This window comes from Iodidimonas sp. SYSU 1G8, assembly GCF_039655775.1.
Taxonomy (GTDB): Bacteria; Pseudomonadota; Alphaproteobacteria; order SMXS01; family SMXS01; genus RI-34.
On sequence record NZ_JBBYXJ010000002.1, the window covers coordinates 1,264,763 to 1,286,581 of the forward strand.

Here is a 21,819-nt window from a genome sequence, read left to right on the forward strand (position 1 = left end):
AGGGACACATGCCAGCAGCAGCAGCCATCAAGGTTATGGTCGTGGACGACCAGACGAGCATGCGCGCCATGATCCGCCGGAGCCTCCAGGACATCGGATTCAAGGATATCCGCGACAGGCCCGCGGCGTCCGAGGCGCTGTCGGCGGTCCGGTCCGATCGGGTCCATCTGATCATCTCCGATTACAACATGCCGGAGATGGATGGGCTGCAGTTCCTGGAGGCCGTGCGGGGCGATCCTGTGATCGGCAAAACGGTCTTCATCATGCTGACGGGCTCCGCCGACCGCGAAATTGTCCAGCGGGCCGCCGCCCTGGGCGTCAACAACTACATCGTCAAGCCTTTCGCGCCGGCCGCGCTCAAGGAGAAGATCGAACGCGTCTTCGGCGAGCTGACCTGAGCATGCCCCCGCGCCGCATCAATATCATGCAGGGCGAACACTGCGTCATGTCGGACCCGCAGGTCATCATTACAACCTTGCTCGGCTCCTGCGTGGCCGTGTGTCTCTATGACAGCGTTGCCCATGTCGGCGGGATGAACCACTTCCTGCTGCCGCAGCCGCGGATGGATACCCATGTCGAAAAGGCGGAGATGCAGCGCTACGGGGTGCACGCCATGGAACTGCTCATCAACGAAATGATGAAGCAGGGCGCCGCACGCCCGAGACTGCGCGCGCACCTCTATGGCGGCGCGAACATCTTTTCGGGTCTTGGCGGGATCGGAACCGCGAATGGCGACTTCGCCCGTCAGTTCATGACGACGGAAGGTATTCCCATCGGCCACGCCGAACTGGGCGGCCGCCTCGCCCGGAAGGTGGAGTTTCAGCCTTATGAAGGAAAAGTCCGCTCCAGTGTGGTCGCCGACACGCCCGCGCCCGTGGCACAGCCGCTTCCGGTCAAGACGTCCGGTGGCGATCTCGAACTCTTCTGATGGCCCACCGGTGCCACAATCTCAGACAACAGATGGATTGCTCGTGATGAACAAGCCGCTCAGAGACAACCCCGTGCAGGCACACATGCACGTCGCCATCGCCGAGGAGATGCGGGACCTTCGTGGCCTGATCGAAACGCTGGCCGAAACGTTGGTGCAGGACGAGCGTTTCGTCATCGAGTACGTCTCGCAGCTGCAGGTCTTCGACCTCATCGTCCAGCGGCTGGACGAAAGCGCCAATCTGCTCGACCGCATGGCGCACGGCGCCTCCGTCAGCGATGTGCTCGCCAATGTCAGGCTGTCCATGGTGCAGACGCGTCTGCGCGATGCCGTGATGCAGGGCTGATCCCATGCGCGGTGACGACGACAGACCCAAGATCATCATCCGCAAGGTCAAGAAGGGCGGCCATGAAGGGCATCATGGCGGTGCATGGAAGGTCGCCTATGCCGACTTCGTGACGGCCATGATGGCATTCTTTCTGCTGCTCTGGCTGGTATCGAGCCCGGATGACGCGCGGTTGAAGGGACTGGCCGAGTATTTCTCGCCAGAGCCCCCGAGCGTGACCTCGGGCAGCAATGGGGCAAAGATTCCCATGCCCAGTCCGGCGTCCCGCGCCAGTGGCAATACCAACGCCAGCCTGGAGGCAGCGCCGCCGCGCACCGTGGGGGCTTCGCGGGGCGGATCGGCCAACGTTCCAGAGGCGGCCCTGCGGGTCATGGCTCAGGAGATGAAGATCGCCATCGATGCCCTGCCAGAGGTCAAGGAGAGTCCGGACAGCGTCCATGTGGAGGCGGCCCAAGAGGGCATCCGGATCACCCTGATGGACACGGACAAGCGCGCCATGTTTCGCGGCACGACCGCGCAGTTGAACGATTACGCGCGGCGCATGCTCGCCAGCGTCGCCCGCAAGCTCCGGGACTCGCGGGCGCAGATCGCCATCGAGGGTCACACCGACTCCGTGGGCGGGCAGAGCGAGTTCAACTGGCGGCTGTCCGCCGAACGCGCCTTGTCGGCGCGCGCCGCGATGGCCGAAGCCGGATTATTGCCTGATCGCTTCGCCGAGATCGTGGCGATGGCCGGCTCGCGTCCCGTTTACCCTGACCAACCGGAACGCCCGGAAAACCGACGGATCACCATCGTGGTTCTCGCCGAGGCCGCGTCACTGCCCAGCGACGTCAGCTTCCAGTTCTGAGACTCCCATGAGCAAGATCGTCCTGCCCGTTATCATTCTGGTGCTTGGCCTCGGGACAGGGGCCGGCGCAAGTCTGGGTACGAGTGTTCTGCTGATGCACGGTAGAGCGGCGCCGGCAGTCGCCAAGCCAGTTTCACCGGACGCCACCGCCAAGTCCGTCTTCGTGCCCGTGGGCGCCGTGAAGGCTCCGGTGGTGTTCGAAGATGGCCGGCTGGCCGGCTACGTCGTGTTCAACGTCCAGCTGGAAGTGCCGGAAACCCGGGAGGCCGATGTAACGGCGGCTCTGCCCTTGTTGCTGAACGCGATCAATATGCGCACGTTCAAGACGCCCATGGCTCAGAGCCCGGACGGCCGTATTCCCGATCTGGATGTGTTTCGGACGCTGGTCGTGGAGGCCGGGGCCGAGGCGTTCGGCCATGACGTCGTAAGACGGGCGCTGATCACCGAAGTGGGCGCGGTGTGAGAACCGCGCCCCGCTAGCCGAAGCTGCGGATCAGCGAGCCGGCAACCAGTGCCCACCCATCTACGAGAACGAAGAAGATGATCTTCATGGGCAGGGAAATGGTGGGCGGGGGCAGCATCATCATGCCCATGGCCATCAGGACGGCTGATACCGCCAGATCGATGATGAGAAACGGCAGCAGGAGCATGAAGCCGATCTCGAAAGCCCGGCGCAATTCCGAGATCATGAAGGCGGGCGCCAGCGTGGTCAGCGGCAAGTCGGCGCGTTTGGCCACCGGCTTGCCCGACAGCTCGACGAACAGCCTGACGTCGTCTTCCCGGACCTGGCGCAGCATGAAGGTACGAAAGGGCGCGGTTGTCCGGATGAAGGCCTCTTCCTCGGTGATCGTACCCGCGTTGTAGGGGGCGACTCCCTCTTTCCAGGCCGCCTCGAACGTCGGCGCCATGACGAAGAACGAGAGGAACAGCGCCAGGCTGATGATGACAGGATTGGGCGGTACGCCCGGTGCGCCAATCCCCGAGCGCAGCAAGGAAAGCGCCACGACGATGCGGGTAAAGGATGTGACCGTCATCAGGATCCCGGGAGCCAGACTAAGGACGGTAAGCAGCAGTACCAGCTGGATCGCGCGTCCCGAGACGCTGCCGTCGCCGAGATCGATGGTCGTGCCGGCGGCGAACGCGGCGGAAGGCAGCGCGGCACAGGCAAACGCCGCGCAGGCCCGGATGGCCCATCTCGTGGATCTGGTCATCATTTTTCTCCGAGGCCGTTTCCGGGCTGGATCAGCAGTGTTCCCTCGGGACCGACGAGAACCAGATGCTCGCGTGCGTCGCAGCGGAGCAGAAGGAGAACCCGCTTCTGGTCAACGGCAATGCGCTCGACCACCGCGAGGCGCCGTTCGCTGGCCGCGGCCCGGCCCGGCAGGCGCAGATCGAAGCGTCTGACCGCCCACAGGGCAAACATGAGCAGCCCGAGTACGACCCCGAGCGACCCGAGCATCCGCGCGATGGCGTAAAAATCCATGTCAGCGGCCCTTCTGGGCGACGCCGGTCACTTCCAGCGACATCCGGTCGCCTTCGACCACGATCTTGCCTTCAGCGATCAGCTGGTCGTTCACATAGACGACGGTCGGGTCATCATGCCCGCAGTTCAGCGGGATCATGGAGCCTCGGCCCATTTTCAGCATTTGCCGGATCGGCACGTCGGCGAAGCCGAGCACGATCGTCAGATCGACGGTAATGTCATCCAGTGCGGACATAAGTGTCTCCTCTCGCCAAAATTATAGGATAAAAATGCCGAGGCGCCGGCGCCACTAGGCAAATTCTTCCTATAAGATTGCTGTGTCGGCGGTCGGCACCGGGAGGCGTGAATGGAATTCAAATCGGCTATCGATGTCTCGGCATCCGGACTGCGGGCCCAGTCGCTTCGCATGCGGATCATCGCCGAGAATCTGGCGAATACGGACTCGGTCGCGACGACGCCTGGCGGAACGCCCTATGCGCGCAAGGTGGTGAACTTCCAGGCGGAAGTGGATCGCGAGACCGGGGCGACGGGTGTGGCGGTTTCCTCCATCGAAACCGACAAGAGCGCGTTCGCGCGGGTCTACAAGCCCGGAAATCCCGGCGCAGACGCGGCAGGCTATGTGCAGATGCCCAACGTGAACGGCTTGGTCGAGATGGCCGACATGAAGGCGGCGCAGCGTTCCTACGAGGCCAATCTCAACGTCATCGAGGCCTCGAAGAACCTGACCATGCGCACAATCGATCTCCTGAAATAACGAAGGAATTTACCTAATGTCGGTAGGATCTCTCGATGCGGCGATGGCCTATGGCCGGATTGCTCGCACGCCGCAGAGCGGCGCATCGTCGTCGGAAGCCGCGCCCGCTGGCGAGGCCGGTTTCGGCGACATGCTTTCCAGCATGGTGACGAACGCCGCATCCAGCATGCGCGCCTCGGAGGCAGCCAGTGCCCGTCAGGTCGCCGGCAAGGGCGATCTGATCGACGTGGTGACGGCCATCGGCGCCGCCGAGATGGCGCTGGATACGGTCGTCGCGGTGCGCGACCGGGTCGTCGGCGCCTATTCCGAAATCATGCGCATGCAGATCTAGGTCATGACTCCGTCCGCTACCATGGAACTGGCCCAGTCCGGTCTGATCCTGCTGCTGACCGTGGTAGGGCCGATGCTGCTGACCTCGCTCATCGTCGGTGTCGGCATCGGTCTGTTCCAGGCCTTGACCCAGATTCAGGAGATGACGCTGACTTTCGTGCCCAAGCTGCTCGCCATGGGCGTCGTGATGCTGCTTTCCCTGCCGATGATCGGCCGGGCATTCTCGGCGTTCATGCTGCAGATATCGGGACGCATCGTTGCCGGCTGACGCGATCAGCGCGCTGCCCGGGCTCGCGGCAGGCTTCCTGGTGCTCTTTGCCAGGATCGGCAGCATTCTCATGCTGCTCCCGGCATTTTCCGAGGAGGCCGTGCCGCCTCGAATCCGGCTGACCATCGCGCTGGGCATCACGCTTAGCCTCGACGGGCTGCTTGCTCCCAGACTCCCGGTGCTGGACCTGGAGAGCACGGCGCTACCGGGCCTGATTCTGGCCGAACTCATGGTCGGTCTCGCCGTCGGCTTTATCATCAAGGTCATGTTTCAGGCCGCCGCGATGGCTGGTTCCATCATCGCCTTGCAGATCGGCCTGTCGTCGGTTCTTGTGCCTGACGCCTCGCAGGGCGGCCAGTCGCTTCTGCTGTCCCGCTTCATCGCGCTGGCCGCGACCGTCGCCTGCTTCACCGCGGGCATCCATCACCTCTGGATCGGGGCCATGGTCCGCTCTTACCTGGTTTTTCCTCCGGGGGTGTTGCCACCGGCGGCCGATTTCGCGCAACTGGCCATCGCGACGGTGGGCGCGGCCATGTCGCTGTCCCTGGGACTGGCGGCGCCACTGCTGATCTACGGCATCATATTCAATGTGGCCCTGGGTCTCGCCGCGCGGTTGACGCCGACAATTCAAGTCTTTTTCATCGGTCAGCCGCTGAACATCCTGTTCGGCCTGTCGCTGTTCGCCGTTCTGTTCGGCACCATCATCAATGTCTTCGCCCAGTCCATGATGGGCTGGATGCAGACGGCGGGTTTTTGACCCATGTCCGACGATCAGGAAAAAACGGAACAACCGACCGACAAGAAACTCGACGATGCGCGCCGCAAGGGCGATGTCGCGACGGCGATGGAGATGCGCCATGCCGTCATGTTCGTCGCCGCGCTGTTCGTGACCGGCGGCATGGGGCTGACGGCGCTCGGCGCGCTGGGGCGATTGTTCGCCGGGTGGTGGGGCCGGGCGGACATGTATGCCGTCGAGCCGGGCGGGGCCACGGCACTGGCGACCGGGGTGATGTGGTCCGTGACGGCGGCGCTGGCACCACTGTTCGGCTTGTTGTTCGCCGGCGCCCTGCTGATCATGTTCGTGCAGGGCCGGCCCACGCTGTCATGGTCGAGGCTGGCTCCGAAATGGTCGAAATTTTCACCAGTCTCCGGGCTCGGGCGGCTTTTCGGCATGCGTGCCATGGTCGAATTCGGCAAGACGCTGCTCAAATGCGCGCTGGTCATCGGCATTGCCATCATCATGGTGCTGCCGAAACTCTCAGGGCTCGACACGCTCGTGGGGATCTCACCGCTCGACGCCGCGCGTATCAGCGGTTCCGTCGCGGGCGATATGGTTGGCGCCGTCGCCATGCTGGTGGCCGCGCTCGCGCTGTTCGATTTCGTCTACCAGCACCATTCGTTTCTCAAGCGGATGCGGATGTCGCTGCAGGAGATACGCGACGAGATCAAACAGAATGATGGTGATCCGAAGATCAAGGCGCGGGTGCGGTCCATCCGGCTGCAACGCTCTCGGCACAGGATGATGGCGGCGGTGCCGACGGCCAGTGTCATCATCACCAATCCGACGCATTATGCCGTCGCGCTCAGATACGAGCACGGCGTCACGGCGGCGCCTGTCGTCGTCGCCAAGGGCATGGACGACGTGGCGCTGAAAATCCGGCAGGTGGCCACCGAGGCGGGCGTTCCCATCGTCGAAAATCCACCGCTCGCGCGCGCGCTGTATGCCATGGTCGACCTGGAACATCCGATTCCGGTGGACTATTACGCCGCCGTCGCGGAGATCATCGGCTTCGTTCTGAAACTGCGCGCCAAGCGGAGCGCAGGCGCGCCGTCCTGACCTGTTCGACACTCCCTCGGCCTTTCTGTCCGTCTGGTCGAAAAGAGGCGCCGCTGTCGCATAATGCGAGCCGGGCTGTTGCAAATTGCAACGTCGTCTGCAGAACGACACTGAGTTCAAGCGATATTGGAGTGGTTATGAGGACGGCTTTGTCGCCCGTTTGACGGGCAGCCAAGGAAATCCGCCAACTCTGCTGCTTATCCCTGATCTGGCACGATCCTTGTAAGTGAAGGTGCATGAGCGGAAGTCCGATGCCAACGGTTCTTCCGCGATGTCGTCACTCTAGGCCATTGGGGGCTAAGCAAATGCAGATCCAGAAATCCAGCACGTCCGGCTCATACGCCATGGACGCTTCGCACCATCCGGTCGCCCATCAGGTGCTGGCCACAGTAAGTCTGGAAGATCCCGACCTCTTGTGGATATCTGCGGCAAGGGCGCTGGACGGCTACGAGACCCTCACGGCCGATGAGATCGCCGAGTTGATCGGGCCGCGCGAGGACCCCGATCTGGAAGCCTGCATCGTCACCCTGATGACATCGCCCGGACATTTGCCTGGCTGCACGTCCGAGGACGTGATTACCGTACCGAGCGCGCTGTCCGGCACGATCGACACAGAACCGCCCTCCGGCATGTCACCGGCCGCAATCATGACGTTGCGCGGTGACCTCTGCTCCTGGGCAGATCAACCGCTCGAGAGCGCAATGCGCCGCCCGCTGGCCAGCGCCAACGACAATCACCCTCACCGGATGTCGAGCAACAGCTGATCGGTCGTCGGCCAGACTAATGTTCGTGTCGTTGAAGCGGGGAGACAAGACAAGCCATAGTGCTTGAGGACACCATATCGAGGATGATCCATATTCATCCAGCCTGGTAGCGCAGAGGGGGCGTAGATTGGGTAAGGACGAGAGGAGCGCAACGTGCTGAAGAGTGGCTGGAACAGTGCGCTTTCAGCGGCCGGGGTGTCGTATCACGATGAGGTAGACGGCGCCTCGATCCTCCGCCGCCAGATGGAGCAGGCTTACGCGGCGCTGCCGCTTGCCACCATGACCAACGTCCTGCTGGCCGTGCTTCTGGCGATCGGTGTCCAGGGCGCGGTGAATCCCCCCTTTATTCTCGCATGGCTGATTGCGCTGAGCGTGGCGCTCGGTCTTCGAGGGGTGATTTATCTTCGTTACATGAAAGCCGATGCCGACGAACAAGCCCATGTCCGCTGGCGTTGGGGGCTGGTTCTGTCGACGGGACTTCTCGGGGTCGTCTGGGGCGCGACCACCTTCGCCTTCTACGTCCCCAATCATCCGATGATCCAACTCTTGCTCGCCTTTACCGTAGGCGGCCTTGGCGCCGGGTCGTTGGTCACGACGGCCGTCTACCTGCCGCTGGCCCTTGCGTTCATCGTGCCGCTGCTGTTGCCTGTCGCCGGTCGCATGGCCGCCGAGGGCGATCAGGTCCATCTGCTGATGTCGGCGATGATCCTGCTGTTTCTGTCGATGCTGGTGGTTTTGGGACGCAGGCTCAATCGCTGGCTGGTGCGAGACCTGGTCAACCAGGACAAGCTCGAGGTCACCAATGCGCGGCTTGTGACCGAAACCGGGCAGCTGGAACAGCAGCGCCAGCTTCTCGAGTTGCTTACCTTCACGCAGTCGGAATTCATTGCATCAGATAACTGGCGCGGCACTTTCGACCCGATCCTGCAACGGATCATCGCTTTCACCGGCAGTGAATATGGCTTCATCGGCGAGGTGCTTCACGATCCAGACGGCAAGCCCTATCTGCGGACGTTCGCCATGACGAACCTGGCCTGGAACGATGAAACCCGCGCATTCTTCGAGAGTGGTATCGGCCGAGGGCTGGAGTTCCGGAACCTCAAGACCCTGTTCGGCGCGGCGCTCGAAAGCGGGCGTGTCGTTATCTCCAATAATGCGCACGATGATCCGCGCGCCGGTGGGCTGCCGAGCGGGCATCCGCCTCTGCGGCATTTTCTCGGATTGCCGCTTGTGAGAGGCGGTGAGTTCGTAGGGCTGATCGGGCTGGCGAACCGCGAGGGCGGGTATGACAAGGCGTATGTGGATTTTCTTTGGCCGCTCGCTCTGACATGCGGGCAGGTCATCGAGGCGCTCCGTCTCGCCGACCGCCGCCGCGATGCCGAATATGCCCTTGGCGAGAGCGAAGCCATGAAATCCGGCATCCTCAACACCGCACTCGATGCCGTGATCACCATGGATCAGGTCGGCCGTGTGATGGAATTCAACCCTGCCGCCGAGCAGATATTCGGCTACACGGCGAAGGAGGCAAAAGGGCGTCTTGTCGGTGATCTGGTGGTGCCGCCCGCGCTTCGTCAGGCGCATAAGGAGGGCCTGGAGCGCTTCCTCAAAACCGGGGAAGGCGCTGTCATCAACAAGCGCATCGAAGTGAGCGCCGTCCGCGCGAACGGCGAGGAGTTTCCCGCCGAAATCTCGATCGTGCCGGTCGTGACGTCCGGCGGTCTCGTCTTCTCGGCTTATGTCCGCGACATTTCCAGCCGCAAGGAGGCCGACCAGGCGTTGCGCCAGGCCAAGGAGGAGGCGGAAAAATCCAACCGGGCCAAATCGGAATTTCTGGCGATCATGAGTCACGAGATCCGGACGCCGATGAATGGCCTCCTTGGAATGCTCGACCTGCTGCTCGGGAGCGATCTGGGGCCCGAGCAAAAGCAGTATGTAGCGACCGCGATCGAGGCGGGCTCGGGACTCGAGACACTGCTGAATGACATGCTGGACCTGACGCGGCTCGAGGCCGGCAAACTGGTCGTCGAGCACGCGCCGTTCGATCTCTACCGGGTGGTTCGCGGGGCAACCGACATCTTCTCCCGCGAGGCCGAACGAAAGGGCGTGGCGCTGAAGGCCAACATCTCCCGGTCGACGCCTGCGACAGTCGTCGGCGATGCGGGACGTCTGCGCCAGATCATCAACAATCTGGTCAGCAACGCGGTCAAGTTCACCGACCATGGCGAGATACGCTTGGATGTCAGTGATGTCGGCAGACATGACGACAAGGTGTCTCTCCGTTTCGAGGTGACCGATACCGGAGTGGGTATTCCGCCCGAGTTCCAGCCGCGTCTCTTCGACGATTTCGCCCAGGCCGATCAGCAGAGCGACAGGCGCCACATGGGCGCTGGTCTCGGCCTCGGCATCGTGCGCCGACTGATCGACCTGCTGGGCGGACGGATCGGGTTCGAGAGCACGCCCGGCTTAGGGACCCGGTTCTGGTTCGAACTGGATCTGCAGGTCGGAAGTGCCAAGGCATGGACAAAGACGGAGGCCTACCCGCAAGCGGTATCCCGTTCAGGCAATCTCTCAGGTCTTTCGATCCTGGTGGTGGACGACAGTCCCGTAAATCGCATGGTGGTTAGCCAGTATCTCGCCCGGGAAGGGGCGTCAGCCGACGAGGCCGTCAGTGGCGAGGATGCGATCCTGGTGGCGGGCGAACGGCGGTACGACGCCATCCTGATGGATATCGCCATGCCGGGCATGAACGGTCTCGACGCCTTTCGGGCCATCCGCGCGGGCGGGGGGCCGAATGCCGCGACGCCGGTCATCGCGGTGACGGCGTATGTTTCCCGGGTCGATCAGGAGCGCTTTTCCGCCGAGGGTATGGCGGGGTTTCTCGGCAAACCGCTGCAGCGGGACGCCCTGGTGCGCACCATCGTCGATGGCATCAGTGCCGATCATGAGGTTAACCGGCATGCCCCGCCGTCGGAGCTGATCGATGCCGACACGATCGAGCGAATGCGCTTCGATGTGGGCGTTGCCGCACAGGAGCGGCTGGTGAACGAGTTCGCAAGCGAGGCGGAGAAGCGGATCGGCGCGCTGGAGGCCGCGGCCCGTGAGCAGGATCTGGAACGCCTGTCGCTCGAGGCGCACACCTTAAAAGGCATGGTCGGCTTTTTCGGCCTGAGCGCGCTTGCCGAGCTGGCCCGGATTCTCGAGGAGGCGGGGAGGGACAAGAACCTGACCGTGGTCCTGGAGCGTATCGGAGAAACCCGCGGTCTTTTCCAGCGATCGATCGCCGAACTGCATCAGGCGGTGGTGCCGTCCCTGAGCGTCATGATCTGATCAGTTGCCGGCACCCCAACGTTCCATCTTCCGGTAAATGGTCGATGGGCTGATTTCGAGCGCGGCGGCGGCCTTGTTGATGTTGCCATCCCAATGGGCAATCGCCCGTTCAATCGCTTCCTTCTCGACCTGCCACAACGGCACGATGGGCGGGTCCGAGGAGATGGAAGGCACAGGCGTCTGAGGAATGGCGAACTCGGCGTCTTTCGCCGGGGCGGCAATGCCCAGATCCTGCGGACCGATCTCGCTGCCTTGAGTCAGCACGAGAGCGCTGTGAATGCGGTTGCGCATTTCTCGCACGTTTCCAGGCCAGCGATACGCCAGCAGCGCCGCTTCCGCCTGGGGTGTCAGAACTTTCAGCGGCAGGCCTTCCTCCTCGGAAAATTCCTCGAGGAACGCATGTGCCAGCAAAAGAATGTCGTCGCCCCGGTCGCGCAGCGGCGGCAGGTCAATGGGAATGACGTGCAGCCGGTAGTAGAGATCCTCGCGAAAACGCCCGGCGCGAACCTCCTCGAGCGGGTCCTTGTTGGTCGCGCAGACGAAGCGCACGTTGACCTGGCGCGGCACGTCATCGCCTACGCGTGAGTAACTTTGAGTCTGCAGGAACCGGAGCAGCTTTGCCTGCAGCGCGATGTCCATCTCGCAGATTTCGTCGAGGAACAGGGTGCCGCCATCGGCACGGCCGGCCGCGCCCTCCCGGTCGGCGACGGCGCCCGTGAACGCGCCCTTGCGGTGGCCAAAGACCTCGCTTTCCATCAGCTCGCGCGGGATCGCGGCACAGTTCAGCGCCACGAAAGGGCCATCGCGCCGGGCACTGGCCTGATGAATGGCTTGGGTGCACAACTCCTTGCCGGTGCCGCTTTCGCCGTAGATGAAGATCGACGCCTTGCTCTGGGCGGCGCTTTCGATGGATCGGTAGACCGCCTGCATGGGCAGCGAGGCGCCGATCAGCCCATGAAACCGGTCCCGGCCCAACGTGCTGCGCAGGGTCAGGACCTCGGTCTGAAGCTGGCGGTGCGACAGCGCGTTTCGAATGGTCGTCACAAGCCGGTCGGCGGCGAAGGGCTTCATCAGGAAATCGAAGGCACCGCCACGCATGGCATCCACCGCGGCATTGATCGACCCGTGCGCGGTCATCACGATCACGGGCGAGATCAGCTTTCTCGCCTGAACGTTCTTCAGAATTTCCATCCCATCCATGTCGGGAAGGCGCAGATCGAGCAAAATGGCCGCAGGCGTATTCGTCTTCAGCCATTCCATGGCCTGTGTGCCGTTCTCCACGGCGACCACCGATGCAGCAACCTGTCGCAGGTATTCCCGGTAGGTCGAGGCGAGTGCCACCGAATCTTCGACAATCAGAATGGTCGGTTCTTCCATCATGACTTCACAGATACGCGCCTGTGGATCGGCGTCAAGCGATCCCGGCGTCGCGGTGCCCAGAATGGGAGGCTGGGCGGCGAAGACAGATCAGGCTCTGGGGGCTTCTCAAGGATGGCTGATCGGCAAAAAGAAGCGCCGGGATACGTGGATCCCGGCGCCAGGTGCGTCTCGGGGAGAGGCGCAGCGAAGTGGAACAGCCAGCTTTCGTCGACCTAAACCGCCTCAGGTTCTGGCTGCTCCCAATAGTTAGAAGCGACTGGTCACCTGGAACGTGATTTCCCGGGTTCGCGGCGAGTAGCTGTATACATCGCCGGCCAGTCCTCCTGGCTTGTCGGCCGAGCCGCCAAGGATCCGCTTGTTGCCCAGGTTGCGACCGATGAGAGCGAACTCCCACCGATCATCGTCGGAATACAACCGGACGCTTGCGTTCACTTTGGCGTAGCTGTCCTGGTAGGCGAACGGGCTGATCGTAAACAGCGTATAGTAAGCGGCTGAATACGTGACGTCGCTGCTGAGGCCCAAGCTCCAGCCATTGAAGACTGGGGTGTCGTAACTGAACCCTAAACCCGCGGTGACGTCCGGCGCGAATACGGTTGGTGCCCCGGAAAGGTCCTGCACGCCGCCGACGCAGCCCTGAGCCGCACCTTGTCCGCCATAGCACGGCGCCTGCGTGAACGACACATACCGCGCGCGGTTGTAGCCGATCTGACCGCGCAAGGTCAGGCCTTCCCCAACGAGCAAGCTCGCCTCGGCCTCAATGCCCGTGGTGCGGGCACTCGCGGCGTTGCGGATCTGGAACGAGGTGGTCGATGCGTCGAAGGCGGAAACCTGGAGGTTCTTGAACGTGTACCGGTAACCAGTGACATTCAGCCTCAGCGCGCCGTCGAACAGCATCGTCTTGGCGCCGATTTCGAAGCCTTCGGATGATTCCGGATCATACGAGACCGTATCTGAAGTCGCGCCCGCCGAGATGACCGTGTTCGTCGAAAAACCGCCCGATTTGTAGCCGGTTTTGTAGGCGCCGTACAAAGTCACGTTATTGCTGGGCGTCCATGTGAGCGTTGCCTCGGGCGAGACATTGCTGTCCCGGAACGAGCTGGCGACGACGACTCCCGGGGCCTTCAGAAAAGTCATGACAGGATGTCTGTAGGTGTTCTGCTGCGTGGCGTCCTTTTCCTCGCGGGTAAAGCGGGCGCCGCCGGCCAATTCGATGTCCGGGGTAATATCCCAGATCAGTTGTCCGAACGCGGAGTAGGTATCGCCCTTGACGGTCGAAATCGCGTTCCAGCTGTTGCTCCGGCCGGAGACCGGGTCAGGACCATGGGCGGCAATCTTGCCGTTATTGTCCGAGTCTCGCTTCGCCTTCTCGTAATACACACCGACCATGAAATTGAGCGGAAAATCAAATGTCGACAGAAAACGCAGCTCCTGGCTCACATTGAGGTTGTCTTCGAACTGTATGCCCAGCAGCTGGTTGAACGTGGTGCCGTCGAAGTTGTCGAACCTCGTGTAATCGTAGTAGTAAATGCCGGTTTGCGAGGTCAGGGTGAAGTTATCGGTCTGATAGTTCATGTTCAGGGTGGTAAGCAGCGTGTCGACCATCATGAACGAGCGTCCACCCTTCCGGTCGACATCGCCATCATAGGCCGCGGCCACTTCCGGAGCGAGTTCGCCCGATGCCATGCGGCCATCCAGCTTGCAATCGCCATAGACGTCAACGAGGGTGACACGGCTTGCTACCGGAATGCTGATGGGGAGAGGGCCCGAGCATGAGGTGACCTCCTGAAGCGAAGGGCCGTCGTCGGAATAGTGGGCGCCCAATATTTTCAGGGTGGCGTCGAACGCGTCGCTCGGTGTGAACGCAAGCGTGAGACGTCCGATGTGTTCCTGTTGCGATCCGCGCCGCGGGTCACTGGTGCCCGGGAATGCATAGGGTTCGGCGTTGAACACGTAACCGGGGACATAGGGAGCCTGATCGGTCACGGGGCCCGCGGTATTCTTGATCCACCCTTTCTGGGTTCGGCCGCGATAGGCAAACCGGATCCCGACCTTGTCATTGATCGGCCCCGAAGCGATGGCCTCACCAATGAATTCGTCGGCTTCAATTTCGTAGGAGAGACGGCCGATGAATTCCCAATCGGGTGTCGGGTTGTTGCTGGTGAGTGAAATCACGCCGGCCGGGCTGTTCTTGCCGAAGAAAAGTGCCTGCGGCCCCTTCATTACCTGAACGCCCGCCAGATCGAACATGCCCGCACGGATGACATGACCTCGGTTGATCTGCATTCCGTCGATATCGAGCACGACGCTGGAATCCACGCCTGAATCATTGGCCGCCGAGCCAAGACCCCGAACGGTGAATGAAGCGCCGGCGCCCGAGGAGGTCGGGATGATACTGACCTGGCTCGCCATCTCGCCGATCTTCGACAGATCGTTGGACTGATATTTCTGAAGGTCTTCTTGCGAGAAAGCCTGGATGGCTACTGGAACGTCCTGAACGCTTTCCTCTCGCTTTCGCGCGGTTACCGTAATCGTGTCCGTTTCAGCGGCAGAGCCCGCATCCACCCAGGCGGTCGTCATCATGGCACTCGCTCCTATCACCAGCGCAGCGCCATTTCTCAATTTAAGCATCTCAAGCCTCCCCTGTATGTTAGCGATAACTAATATAGGCTCCGCGATGACGGTCGCGGTTCTATCGCGCCGATGGGTGCCTCGCGATTCAGCCTCTTCCCTCTCGAAACGCTATAATAGTTTTTATTAACTAACAATACTATTGGAGCTTGTTCCGATATTGCCGGCCAAAGCGCACATCGTCACACGAACACCCGCACGCGCTGAAGCTGCTCCTATACGCTCGCTGTCGTATGAATCGGGCCGAGACCACGCGCTGCCACACTCGGAAAGGGCTTATGCAGTCGTTATGTCGCTAGGTCCGTAGAAGGCGCGCATGGTTGTTATCAACCCCTGCTCGTCGAAGGTAAGTACACCGATAACCTTCAGTGTCGTCGTGCCGCGTGTTACGCGGAATGCATATGCCGCCGCATCTCCGAACGACCCTCGGGGCTCCGTCTCGAGCTGAACCGTCAGGGGGACAGCGAAAGCGTTTTCGTAGAACGCTCGAATATCCTCGTGACCGACTAGAAGTTTTCCCGAGCCTACAGGGTCCTCGACGCGCGCATCGGAGCGGTAGAGCTGAACCATGGCTTCCGGAACATTGCTGTTGACGGTTTCCAGATATCGGCGAACCGCGTCCTTCAAGCGGGTGTCCGACGTCGTCATCGCAGATCCCGCATGGTTAGCCAATCCTCCAGAAACTGAACGCGGTAGACCGAACGCGGGCTCGTCCCGCCCCGGACGTCGAGGTGACGACGGCATCGGGACGTCACCTGAGATACGCATTCTGCAGCAGTTGTCGCTGTTCGGAACCCACCCCCAGGGTTTCCGCGATAAACCGTTCGAGGCTGCCAGCGTCCTCGTCGATTCTCTTGAACACGGCTCCGATGTATTCCGGGTGCACGGTGAAGACGTCCTTCACGAGAGTGAGGTCGATTCCCAGCGCGTCCAAACCGTGATTGCGCGCGAAGACCAGTTCCTTGTCCCGATATACGTCGGCGGAAATCAGGTAGTCCTCCAGCACCGTCGTCTTCGAAACACCGAGGGCGGACAGGAGCAGGGCGGACACCACGCCCGTCCTGTCCTTGCCCGTCGAGCACATGATCATGAAGGGCCCTTGATCCCCGACAAGGCGAGCGAAAAATTCGCGAAACCGCGGAGTTCCCTCTTCGAGCATTTCACGGTGCATCCGTGTCATCGCCGATTTGCAATCGGCTTCCGCGGCCGGCAGGTTCCTGAGGCTTTGAAGATACGGCCCCATGCTGCCGGGGCTGATCCCCAGTTCGTGGATCTGCACCGACTCTCTTATCCGGGGGCCGAGAGGGCGCTTTTCCCGCTCCGCTGTGCTGCGAAAATCGAAGATGCGCCGTATTCCGGTCGCGGCGAACCGGGCGGCGTCATCGTCATCGGCGATCTCGAACCATCCGCCCCGGAACAAGGCGTCTTCACGCGTGCGCCGGCCGCCGGCACCCTCATATCCCCCGAGGTGCCGGAAGTTCACGCTGTCGCCAATAGGTATGAATCGGCTCATCCCCGTCACGCGGCTTCTTCGGCAGGCGCCGGGTCGTGGATGATGACCCGGCCTCTGCCGCCATCGATGGTGATGGTGGCGCCGTCGGGGATCAGATCGCACGCGGAACCGAGATTGGCCACGCACGGTATGCCATACTCGCGGGAGATCATCACCGCGTGGGCAACCACACCGCCGCTTTCGACGACAACGCCGCCAATGATCGAAAACACCGTGGTCCAGCCTGGATCGGTGGCGACGGTGATCAGGATGTCGCCTTTCTCGATCTTGCTGATCTCGCTGAGATGCCGACAGACGCGGGCCCGACCGGTCACCACGCCGCTACTTGCCCCGATTCCGCGCAAACCTTCACCGTCATCGGGCAACTGGTTGTCGTCAAACGTCTCCCAACCGCGAATATATTTCGGCGGCTCCTTCTGCGAGTACCGCTCGTATGTACGGCGCCGGGACCGAATTCTGAGCTCGATGTCCTTGGCGCTGAGAGAGCCGGCGTCGGCCAGGAGGATTTCGTCCTTGCCCAGGAAGAAAATGTCTTCTTCATCGTGCATGAGACCCCGCTTGATGAACTTGCGGCCGATGGCGGTCAGGAAGTCACGTGGCCGTCCCATGTTCTTGTCGTTGTAGAAGCGCTCGAAATCCCGGTAATAAAAATAATCCTGTACCAGCTTGACGAAGCGCTCGAACAGCCAGACCTGTGCAAAACCCATGGGTTCGGCCATCAGTTTCGCCTTGCACTCCTCAAGAGTGTGTTTCATGCGTTCGTGAAGCCTCTGCTCATGCGCCGGGGGGCCGTCCTCTTCACTCAACTTCAACATTGGCTTGATGGAATGGAACACCATTTCGGGCTTGTGGCGCCACCGGTGATGGATCGGGTCCCGCTCCGCGCCACCGCGATGGCCATATTCCTTCAGGAACGCGTCCAGATGGGTTCTGAATTCCGCGCCGCCTTCCGTGCCTTCCAGCGAAGCCAGGATTTTTCCATGGTCTTCCTCTGACGAGACCAGTTCCCGCAGTGCCGGATGCCGCCGAATGACGAGCGCCAGTTTCCATACAGCGACATTTTCCTCGCTGGTCTTGGTGAAGAGGCCCGAGACCAGACTGTTGTAAATGCGCTGATCCTGATCATCGAACAACTGGACGCACAGGGTCCTGAGCGCGGCGGGCAGCACGAACAGATAGATGGTGAACGGCAAAGTGACATTGGCGCCGAACTCGCTGTCGCCCAAGGCCCGGATTTCCGTGTCGAAGATCTCCCTGACGCTCGCCGCCTCGAGGTCGAGCTGATCCCACACGGATTGCGTGTAGTCGGTCCACCGCTCCAGATTGTCGAAGACCTGCTTGGGCGTGTTGAGCAGGGCCACCTTGGGCCGCGTGAAATGCAGGCGCACGATCAACTGGATGAACTTCATCCAGTTGAAGGGCATGTTGCGTATTTCTTCCCGTTCCTCGACCGGAAAGGGCCAGAGGGCCGCGTCGTCACGGGCGAACGGGGGGATGAACCGGCGAATTCGCTCGCGTTCGAATTGGGCATTGTAGTAGGCGCGTGCGCCATACCAACGATAGAGCGGCATGTCGCGGAAATTTGCCCTGGTGTAGCCGAGCCATTCTTCCGTGTCGGTGAATTCGAGCAGGTTCCATTTGAGCATGGTCATGCCGCGCTCGAGAATCGAATAGAAATAGGGGCTGGATGGTCCTGTTTGAACCTCGTCGGAATACGCCCGCGACCACACCCAGCGTTCGTCATACAGACCCTCGAGCGCACCCGGGGTTTGCCAGGCCTCCATGCCCTCGGGAAAGTCGATATCCGCCGCGGTCACTTCCCGGGACTGAAGAATGGCGAAGCGCCCCTGGGAGAAACCCCATTCGATATCCTGCGGGAAACCATAGTGCTTCTCGATGCCTTGTCCGATCCGGGCCAGCTCGGCGATCTGACTGTCCGTCAGTGTTTCGCTGGACCGCTTCTCGGACGGCACGGGAACTTCGGTGCTCCCCAAGCCATCGTCGCGACCGACCGTCATCACCAGCTTGTCATTGATGATGCGTTCCTTAACCTTCAGGCCTTCCTTCAGCACGATGTACTGATCCGGATTGACCCGGCCCGAAACGATGGCTTCTCCCAACCCCCAACTGGTGTTGAGAAAAATTTCCCGTGTGTCGCCCGTGACGGGGTTGGCGGTGAACATCACCCCGGCGACCTCGGACGGAAACATTTCCTGCACCACGACGGCCAGCAGCACGTCGGCATGGTTAAAGCCCTGACGGTGGCGATAGGAAATCGCTCTGTCAGTCCATAACGACGCCCAGCAGCGCTTGACATGATCGAGCACTGCGTCGATGCCAGAAATATGCAGATAGGTATCCTGCTGGCCGGCAAAGGATGTACCGGGCAGGTCCTCGGCCGTGGCTGAAGACCGCACGGAGACACTGACGCGGCTTCCGAGCGTCGCCTCAATCGCGGCATAGGCTTCGCGGATGGACGCCGAAATTTCGGCCGGCACGTCGGCCGCGATGATGCTCTTGCGGATTTCGGCGGCGCATTGCTCCAACTGGGCCACGTCGTCGTAATTCAGTCCATCCAGCCGCGCCAAGATCGGCTGTTGGAGGGCGTTGGCGCCGATGAATGCTTTGTAGGCTTCGGTCGTCACACAGAATGCTTCAGGAACCGGCAGGCCGGCCTTGGTGAGTTCACCGAGATTGGCTCCCTTGCCGCCCACCAACGAGATTGACCCTGAATCGATATCTTTCAAAAAGGCTGTGTAGCTTGGCACTATGGGCTCCCCGTGCTAGTTCTGCGCGACAATGCATATGTTAGCAGTAGCTAACTTAATTGCTAAGATCATACGAAAGGCCTAGCGGTGTCAACTAGCGCGCGCGCCAACTCCTCGACAAAGCAACGACGAGCCAAAGGCGTTCGCGACGGTGCCTATACCCGCGAGCGAATCCTGGACGAGGCCACGCGGCTGATCGCCGAGCGCGGTTTCCGCAACACGACGATGAAGTCGGTCGCGGCCTCCGTCGGCGTCACCGAACCCGCTGTCTACCGGCATTTCGATGGCAAGGAGGAGTTGCTCGTCGCGGTCTTCGCGGAGGCGGTTTCCCGAGTGTTGCGGCCCGTGGCGAGGGATACGTCCGGTCCGGCGATTGAAGGGATCGGCCGTCAGCTCACGCTGCTGATGAGCCCGGATCAGTCGACGCTCCGACGCCTGATCGCGGAGATGTACGCCGCCGCATTGGTGGAGCCCAAGGTCGCGATTCTCGCAAAGGAGTTCATCGATAACGCATCCAGCTTGCTGATCAGCGAGCTTGGACGCGCAATCGAAGAAGGGGATGCCGCCCCTGATCTGAACCTCACTTTCGCGCGGGCCTCGCTTCATATTTTCATGACCGGGCTAGCGCACCATGAGACGCTGGCAAACGACTTGATCGGTGACAAGGCCTGGGCCGACTTCATCGACAAGGGGCTGAGGAAGTTTCTCGCCGGTTGATACCCTTCGGTACTGTTGGTCAGCAGAGGCATGTATCAGCAACGCGGGGGTGAGCCCGCAACGTCGAGGCGTTTCAGCCCAGCGAGAAATCAGGAGGATCGACCCGCTCCGCGGTGCGCTCCTTGCTGAGTTTGACCCGGACCTCTCCCGTTTCGCCGCCCAGCAGCAGATCAAGGACTTCCCGCGCCACATCTTCTGGTGTCATGGTCGCCTCGGTTTTCACGCCCTGAGGAAGCAGGGCGCTCGAGAAGCCGCCAGGGCACAAGGCGTTTATCCGGATGGTCCGTGCGGCATATGCGAGGGCGGTACTCCTGACCAAGCCGATCACGGCATGTTTCGTTAGCGCATACACGGGATCGAAGTGGATCGGAACAAGCCCTGCCGCTGATCCCGTGACGGTGATGGCGCCGGATCTTGGTATCAGTCTCGGTATCAATGCCTGCAGGCCGAAGAAGACACCTTCGACATTGACGGCCATCACCGCCTTGAACCGCTCCAACGTGACGTCTTCCAGCCGGGCAGGGCCCAGCGGGGCCTTTAGGGGTTGTGTCATGATTCCCGCATTGAGATGCGCGAAACGCACCGGCCCGAGGTCCTGTTCGATCTGATGGACAATCCCCGACCAAGAGTCCTGGCGGGAGGCGTCGAAGAAGTAGAATTTACCGTTTGCCCTGGCCGCCGTGTCGCGACCTTGAGCTTCGTTCACATCCAGGATGGCGACCCTGGCGCCGGCCGCGGCCGCCAGCATGGCGGTCGCCGCGCCCAGACCAGCGGAGCCCCCGGTTACAAGAAGCGTCGATCCAGTAATGTCGTCCATGGATTCCCCGAGATGTGATCATGGTCAAAACGCCGCAGGCCGTGACGCCTGCGAAGCCGGCGGTGCGTCCGTGCCATGGATAGGCGGGCCACAGAGGGCCCTAGCCACGGCATAGACCAGTTTCGAACCGATGTAGTTAGTTAGTCAACACTCTTGATCAGTTCGCGCAGATCATGGTGATTCCCGCAGGGCCGATTCAGTTCACAAGGCATGGGGTCTTTTGTCGTCGATGGAAGCCACTGCCCGCCGGCATCTAGCCAGATAAATTGCAAGATAAAGGCCGGATTAGGCAGCGATGCCCACTCATTCAAAGGCATTGAAAATGGGAGGCGGAGGCTATCGCCGCTTTTCCGCGGAACGCCGATTGATCTAATTGCCGCAACGTGCGGTCTTACCGATAGCGGTGAGGCAGACAAGCGCCGTTACGCCCCCGCTTCATCTCTTCGCAGTGAACGGGGGCGTCCGCGGTCAGGCGCGGTAGTGCACGACCAGATGGAACACGGCGCTTTCGTAGCCAGTGTTGGCGTAGGCGTGAGGCAGGTCGGCTTGAAAGTTGATGGTGTCGCCCGATTCCAGCCGGTAGGGCGGCTCGCGCCCGACGGTGATTTCGACCACGCCCTTTGTAACGGTCAGGGCCTCCGTCGTGCCAGCGGCATGGGCTTCGGCCCGTTCCACATGGCCCGGGACGATGCGGACCTCATAAAATTCGACGGGTGAATTCTGGTCAAAGGGCACGAGCGCGCGGCTCGTGAAATATCCGTCCGGGGAAGAAAGCGCCTCGGACCGGTCACGGCGAACCACCACCGCGCCGCGCGGAGCCTGAGCCGCGATCAGCGCGGCGAAAGGCACGCCCAGGCCGCCGGCAATGCGCCACAACAGAGCAATGGACGCGTCCGCGGCGCCTGCTTCGAGGCGAACGATGTCCCAGCGGTCCAGTCCGGTTTTCACCGCAAGAGCTTCCTGGCTCAGTTTGGCGCGGAAGCGCAACCGGCTGATATTGCGGGCGATGATCGTGGCCAGATTGGGCCAGAGTGTCTTTGGACGGTCCTGCGACACCGATGTGGCCTCAGGTAGCGAAAAATGGATCGTCATGGGTTGCTCCTCTCGACGAT

At 61.7% G+C, this 21,819-nt stretch carries 23 protein-coding genes; 13 read left to right on the forward strand and 10 right to left on the reverse strand.

Annotation, left to right across the window (positions count from 1 at the left end):
- Nucleotides 1–8 precede the first annotated feature (8 nt).
- The 5 genes from WJU17_RS17180 to WJU17_RS17200 are packed head-to-tail and all read left to right on the forward strand — an operon-like array spanning nt 9 to nt 2,584.
- Nucleotides 9–398 carry a response regulator gene (locus tag WJU17_RS17180; RefSeq protein WP_346328617.1) on the forward strand — a complete coding sequence of 130 codons (390 nt, stop codon included), beginning with the start codon at nt 9–11 and terminating at the stop codon, nt 396–398.
- A 2-nt stretch (nt 399–400) separates the two neighbouring features.
- Nucleotides 401–928, forward strand: coding sequence for a chemotaxis protein CheD (locus WJU17_RS17185; protein WP_346328618.1), 528 nt, complete (start codon nt 401–403; stop codon nt 926–928).
- Nucleotides 929–974: 46 nt separating this feature from the next.
- On the forward strand, nt 975–1,274 hold the full coding sequence (locus tag WJU17_RS17190; protein WP_346328619.1) for a hypothetical protein: 300 nt from the start codon (nt 975–977) through the stop codon (nt 1,272–1,274).
- A gap of 4 nt (nt 1,275–1,278) precedes the next feature.
- Nucleotides 1,279–2,121 (forward strand): flagellar motor protein MotB, encoded by an 843-nt coding sequence (locus WJU17_RS17195; protein ID WP_346328620.1) that lies wholly within the window; start codon nt 1,279–1,281, stop codon nt 2,119–2,121.
- A gap of 7 nt (nt 2,122–2,128) precedes the next feature.
- On the forward strand, nt 2,129–2,584 hold the full coding sequence (locus WJU17_RS17200) for a hypothetical protein (RefSeq protein WP_346328621.1): 456 nt from the start codon (nt 2,129–2,131) through the stop codon (nt 2,582–2,584).
- Between the two features lie 13 nt (nt 2,585–2,597).
- On the opposite strand, the gene fliP is transcribed toward WJU17_RS17200, so the two are convergent.
- The 3 genes from fliP to WJU17_RS17215 are packed head-to-tail and all read right to left on the reverse strand — an operon-like array spanning nt 2,598 to nt 3,839.
- Complete coding sequence (gene fliP / locus WJU17_RS17205) at nt 2,598–3,332, reverse strand: flagellar type III secretion system pore protein FliP (RefSeq protein ID WP_346328622.1); 735 nt, start codon at nt 3,330–3,332, stop codon at nt 2,598–2,600.
- Nucleotides 3,332–3,604, reverse strand: a complete 273-nt coding sequence (locus WJU17_RS17210; protein ID WP_346328623.1) for a flagellar biosynthetic protein FliO — start codon at nt 3,602–3,604, stop codon at nt 3,332–3,334. The genes fliP and WJU17_RS17210 overlap by 1 nt, the downstream gene beginning before the upstream one ends.
- A 1-nt stretch (nt 3,605) precedes the next feature.
- Nucleotides 3,606–3,839 carry a FliM/FliN family flagellar motor switch protein gene (locus WJU17_RS17215; protein ID WP_346328624.1) on the reverse strand — a complete coding sequence of 78 codons (234 nt, stop codon included), beginning with the start codon at nt 3,837–3,839 and terminating at the stop codon, nt 3,606–3,608.
- Between the two features lie 111 nt (nt 3,840–3,950).
- Between WJU17_RS17215 and flgC the strand changes: the two genes are divergently transcribed.
- The 7 genes from flgC (at nt 3,951) to WJU17_RS17250 (ending at nt 10,884) form a co-directional block, all read left to right on the forward strand.
- Nucleotides 3,951–4,358: a flagellar basal body rod protein FlgC gene (flgC, locus tag WJU17_RS17220; protein ID WP_346328625.1), complete on the forward strand. Its 408-nt coding sequence runs from the start codon at nt 3,951–3,953 to the stop codon at nt 4,356–4,358.
- 16 nt (nt 4,359–4,374) lie between these two features.
- On the forward strand, nt 4,375–4,689 hold the full coding sequence (gene fliE, locus WJU17_RS17225) for a flagellar hook-basal body complex protein FliE (RefSeq protein WP_346328626.1): 315 nt from the start codon (nt 4,375–4,377) through the stop codon (nt 4,687–4,689).
- Between the two features lie 3 nt (nt 4,690–4,692).
- On the forward strand, nt 4,693–4,956 hold the full coding sequence (locus WJU17_RS17230; RefSeq protein WP_346328627.1) for a flagellar biosynthetic protein FliQ: 264 nt from the start codon (nt 4,693–4,695) through the stop codon (nt 4,954–4,956).
- Entirely contained in the window at nt 4,946–5,713 is a 768-nt protein-coding gene (locus WJU17_RS17235; RefSeq protein ID WP_346328628.1) for a flagellar biosynthetic protein FliR, read from the forward strand. The genes WJU17_RS17230 and WJU17_RS17235 overlap by 11 nt, the downstream gene beginning before the upstream one ends.
- 3 nt (nt 5,714–5,716) lie before the next feature.
- The gene (gene flhB, locus WJU17_RS17240) at nt 5,717–6,793 is read left to right on the forward strand and encodes a flagellar biosynthesis protein FlhB (protein WP_346328629.1); all 1,077 of its coding nucleotides are present in this window, start codon (nt 5,717–5,719) and stop codon (nt 6,791–6,793) included.
- A gap of 305 nt (nt 6,794–7,098) precedes the next feature.
- A complete protein-coding gene (locus WJU17_RS17245; protein ID WP_346328630.1) occupies nt 7,099–7,557 on the forward strand; it encodes a hypothetical protein in 459 nt (152 codons plus the stop codon).
- A 153-nt stretch (nt 7,558–7,710) separates the two neighbouring features.
- Nucleotides 7,711–10,884 (forward strand): ATP-binding protein, encoded by a 3,174-nt coding sequence (locus tag WJU17_RS17250; protein ID WP_346328631.1) that lies wholly within the window; start codon nt 7,711–7,713, stop codon nt 10,882–10,884.
- Here WJU17_RS17250 and WJU17_RS17255 read toward each other — a convergent pair whose 3' ends face one another.
- From WJU17_RS17255 to WJU17_RS17275, 5 genes are all read right to left on the reverse strand, one after another.
- Nucleotides 10,885–12,264 carry a sigma-54 dependent transcriptional regulator gene (locus WJU17_RS17255; protein ID WP_346328632.1) on the reverse strand — a complete coding sequence of 460 codons (1,380 nt, stop codon included), beginning with the start codon at nt 12,262–12,264 and terminating at the stop codon, nt 10,885–10,887.
- A 246-nt stretch (nt 12,265–12,510) separates the two neighbouring features.
- Nucleotides 12,511–14,844, reverse strand: a complete 2,334-nt coding sequence (locus tag WJU17_RS17260; protein WP_346328633.1) for a TonB-dependent receptor — start codon at nt 14,842–14,844, stop codon at nt 12,511–12,513.
- A 324-nt stretch (nt 14,845–15,168) separates the two neighbouring features.
- The gene (locus WJU17_RS17265) at nt 15,169–15,540 is read right to left on the reverse strand and encodes a nuclear transport factor 2 family protein (RefSeq protein WP_346328634.1); all 372 of its coding nucleotides are present in this window, start codon (nt 15,538–15,540) and stop codon (nt 15,169–15,171) included.
- Nucleotides 15,541–15,643: 103 nt separating this feature from the next.
- Entirely contained in the window at nt 15,644–16,405 is a 762-nt protein-coding gene (locus tag WJU17_RS17270; RefSeq protein WP_346328984.1) for a tyrosine-protein phosphatase, read from the reverse strand.
- Between the two features lie 5 nt (nt 16,406–16,410).
- The gene (locus tag WJU17_RS17275) at nt 16,411–19,119 is read right to left on the reverse strand and encodes a PEP/pyruvate-binding domain-containing protein (protein WP_346328635.1); all 2,709 of its coding nucleotides are present in this window, start codon (nt 19,117–19,119) and stop codon (nt 16,411–16,413) included.
- Between the two features lie 141 nt (nt 19,120–19,260).
- On the opposite strand from WJU17_RS17275, the gene WJU17_RS17280 reads away from it, so the two are divergent.
- The gene (locus WJU17_RS17280; RefSeq protein WP_346328636.1) at nt 19,261–19,890 is read left to right on the forward strand and encodes a TetR/AcrR family transcriptional regulator; all 630 of its coding nucleotides are present in this window, start codon (nt 19,261–19,263) and stop codon (nt 19,888–19,890) included.
- A gap of 73 nt (nt 19,891–19,963) precedes the next feature.
- Here WJU17_RS17280 and WJU17_RS17285 read toward each other — a convergent pair whose 3' ends face one another.
- The gene (locus WJU17_RS17285; protein WP_346328637.1) at nt 19,964–20,707 is read right to left on the reverse strand and encodes an SDR family oxidoreductase; all 744 of its coding nucleotides are present in this window, start codon (nt 20,705–20,707) and stop codon (nt 19,964–19,966) included.
- A gap of 468 nt (nt 20,708–21,175) precedes the next feature.
- Entirely contained in the window at nt 21,176–21,799 is a 624-nt protein-coding gene (locus WJU17_RS17290) for an XRE family transcriptional regulator (RefSeq protein WP_346328638.1), read from the reverse strand.
- Nucleotides 21,800–21,819: the final 20 nt, after the last annotated feature.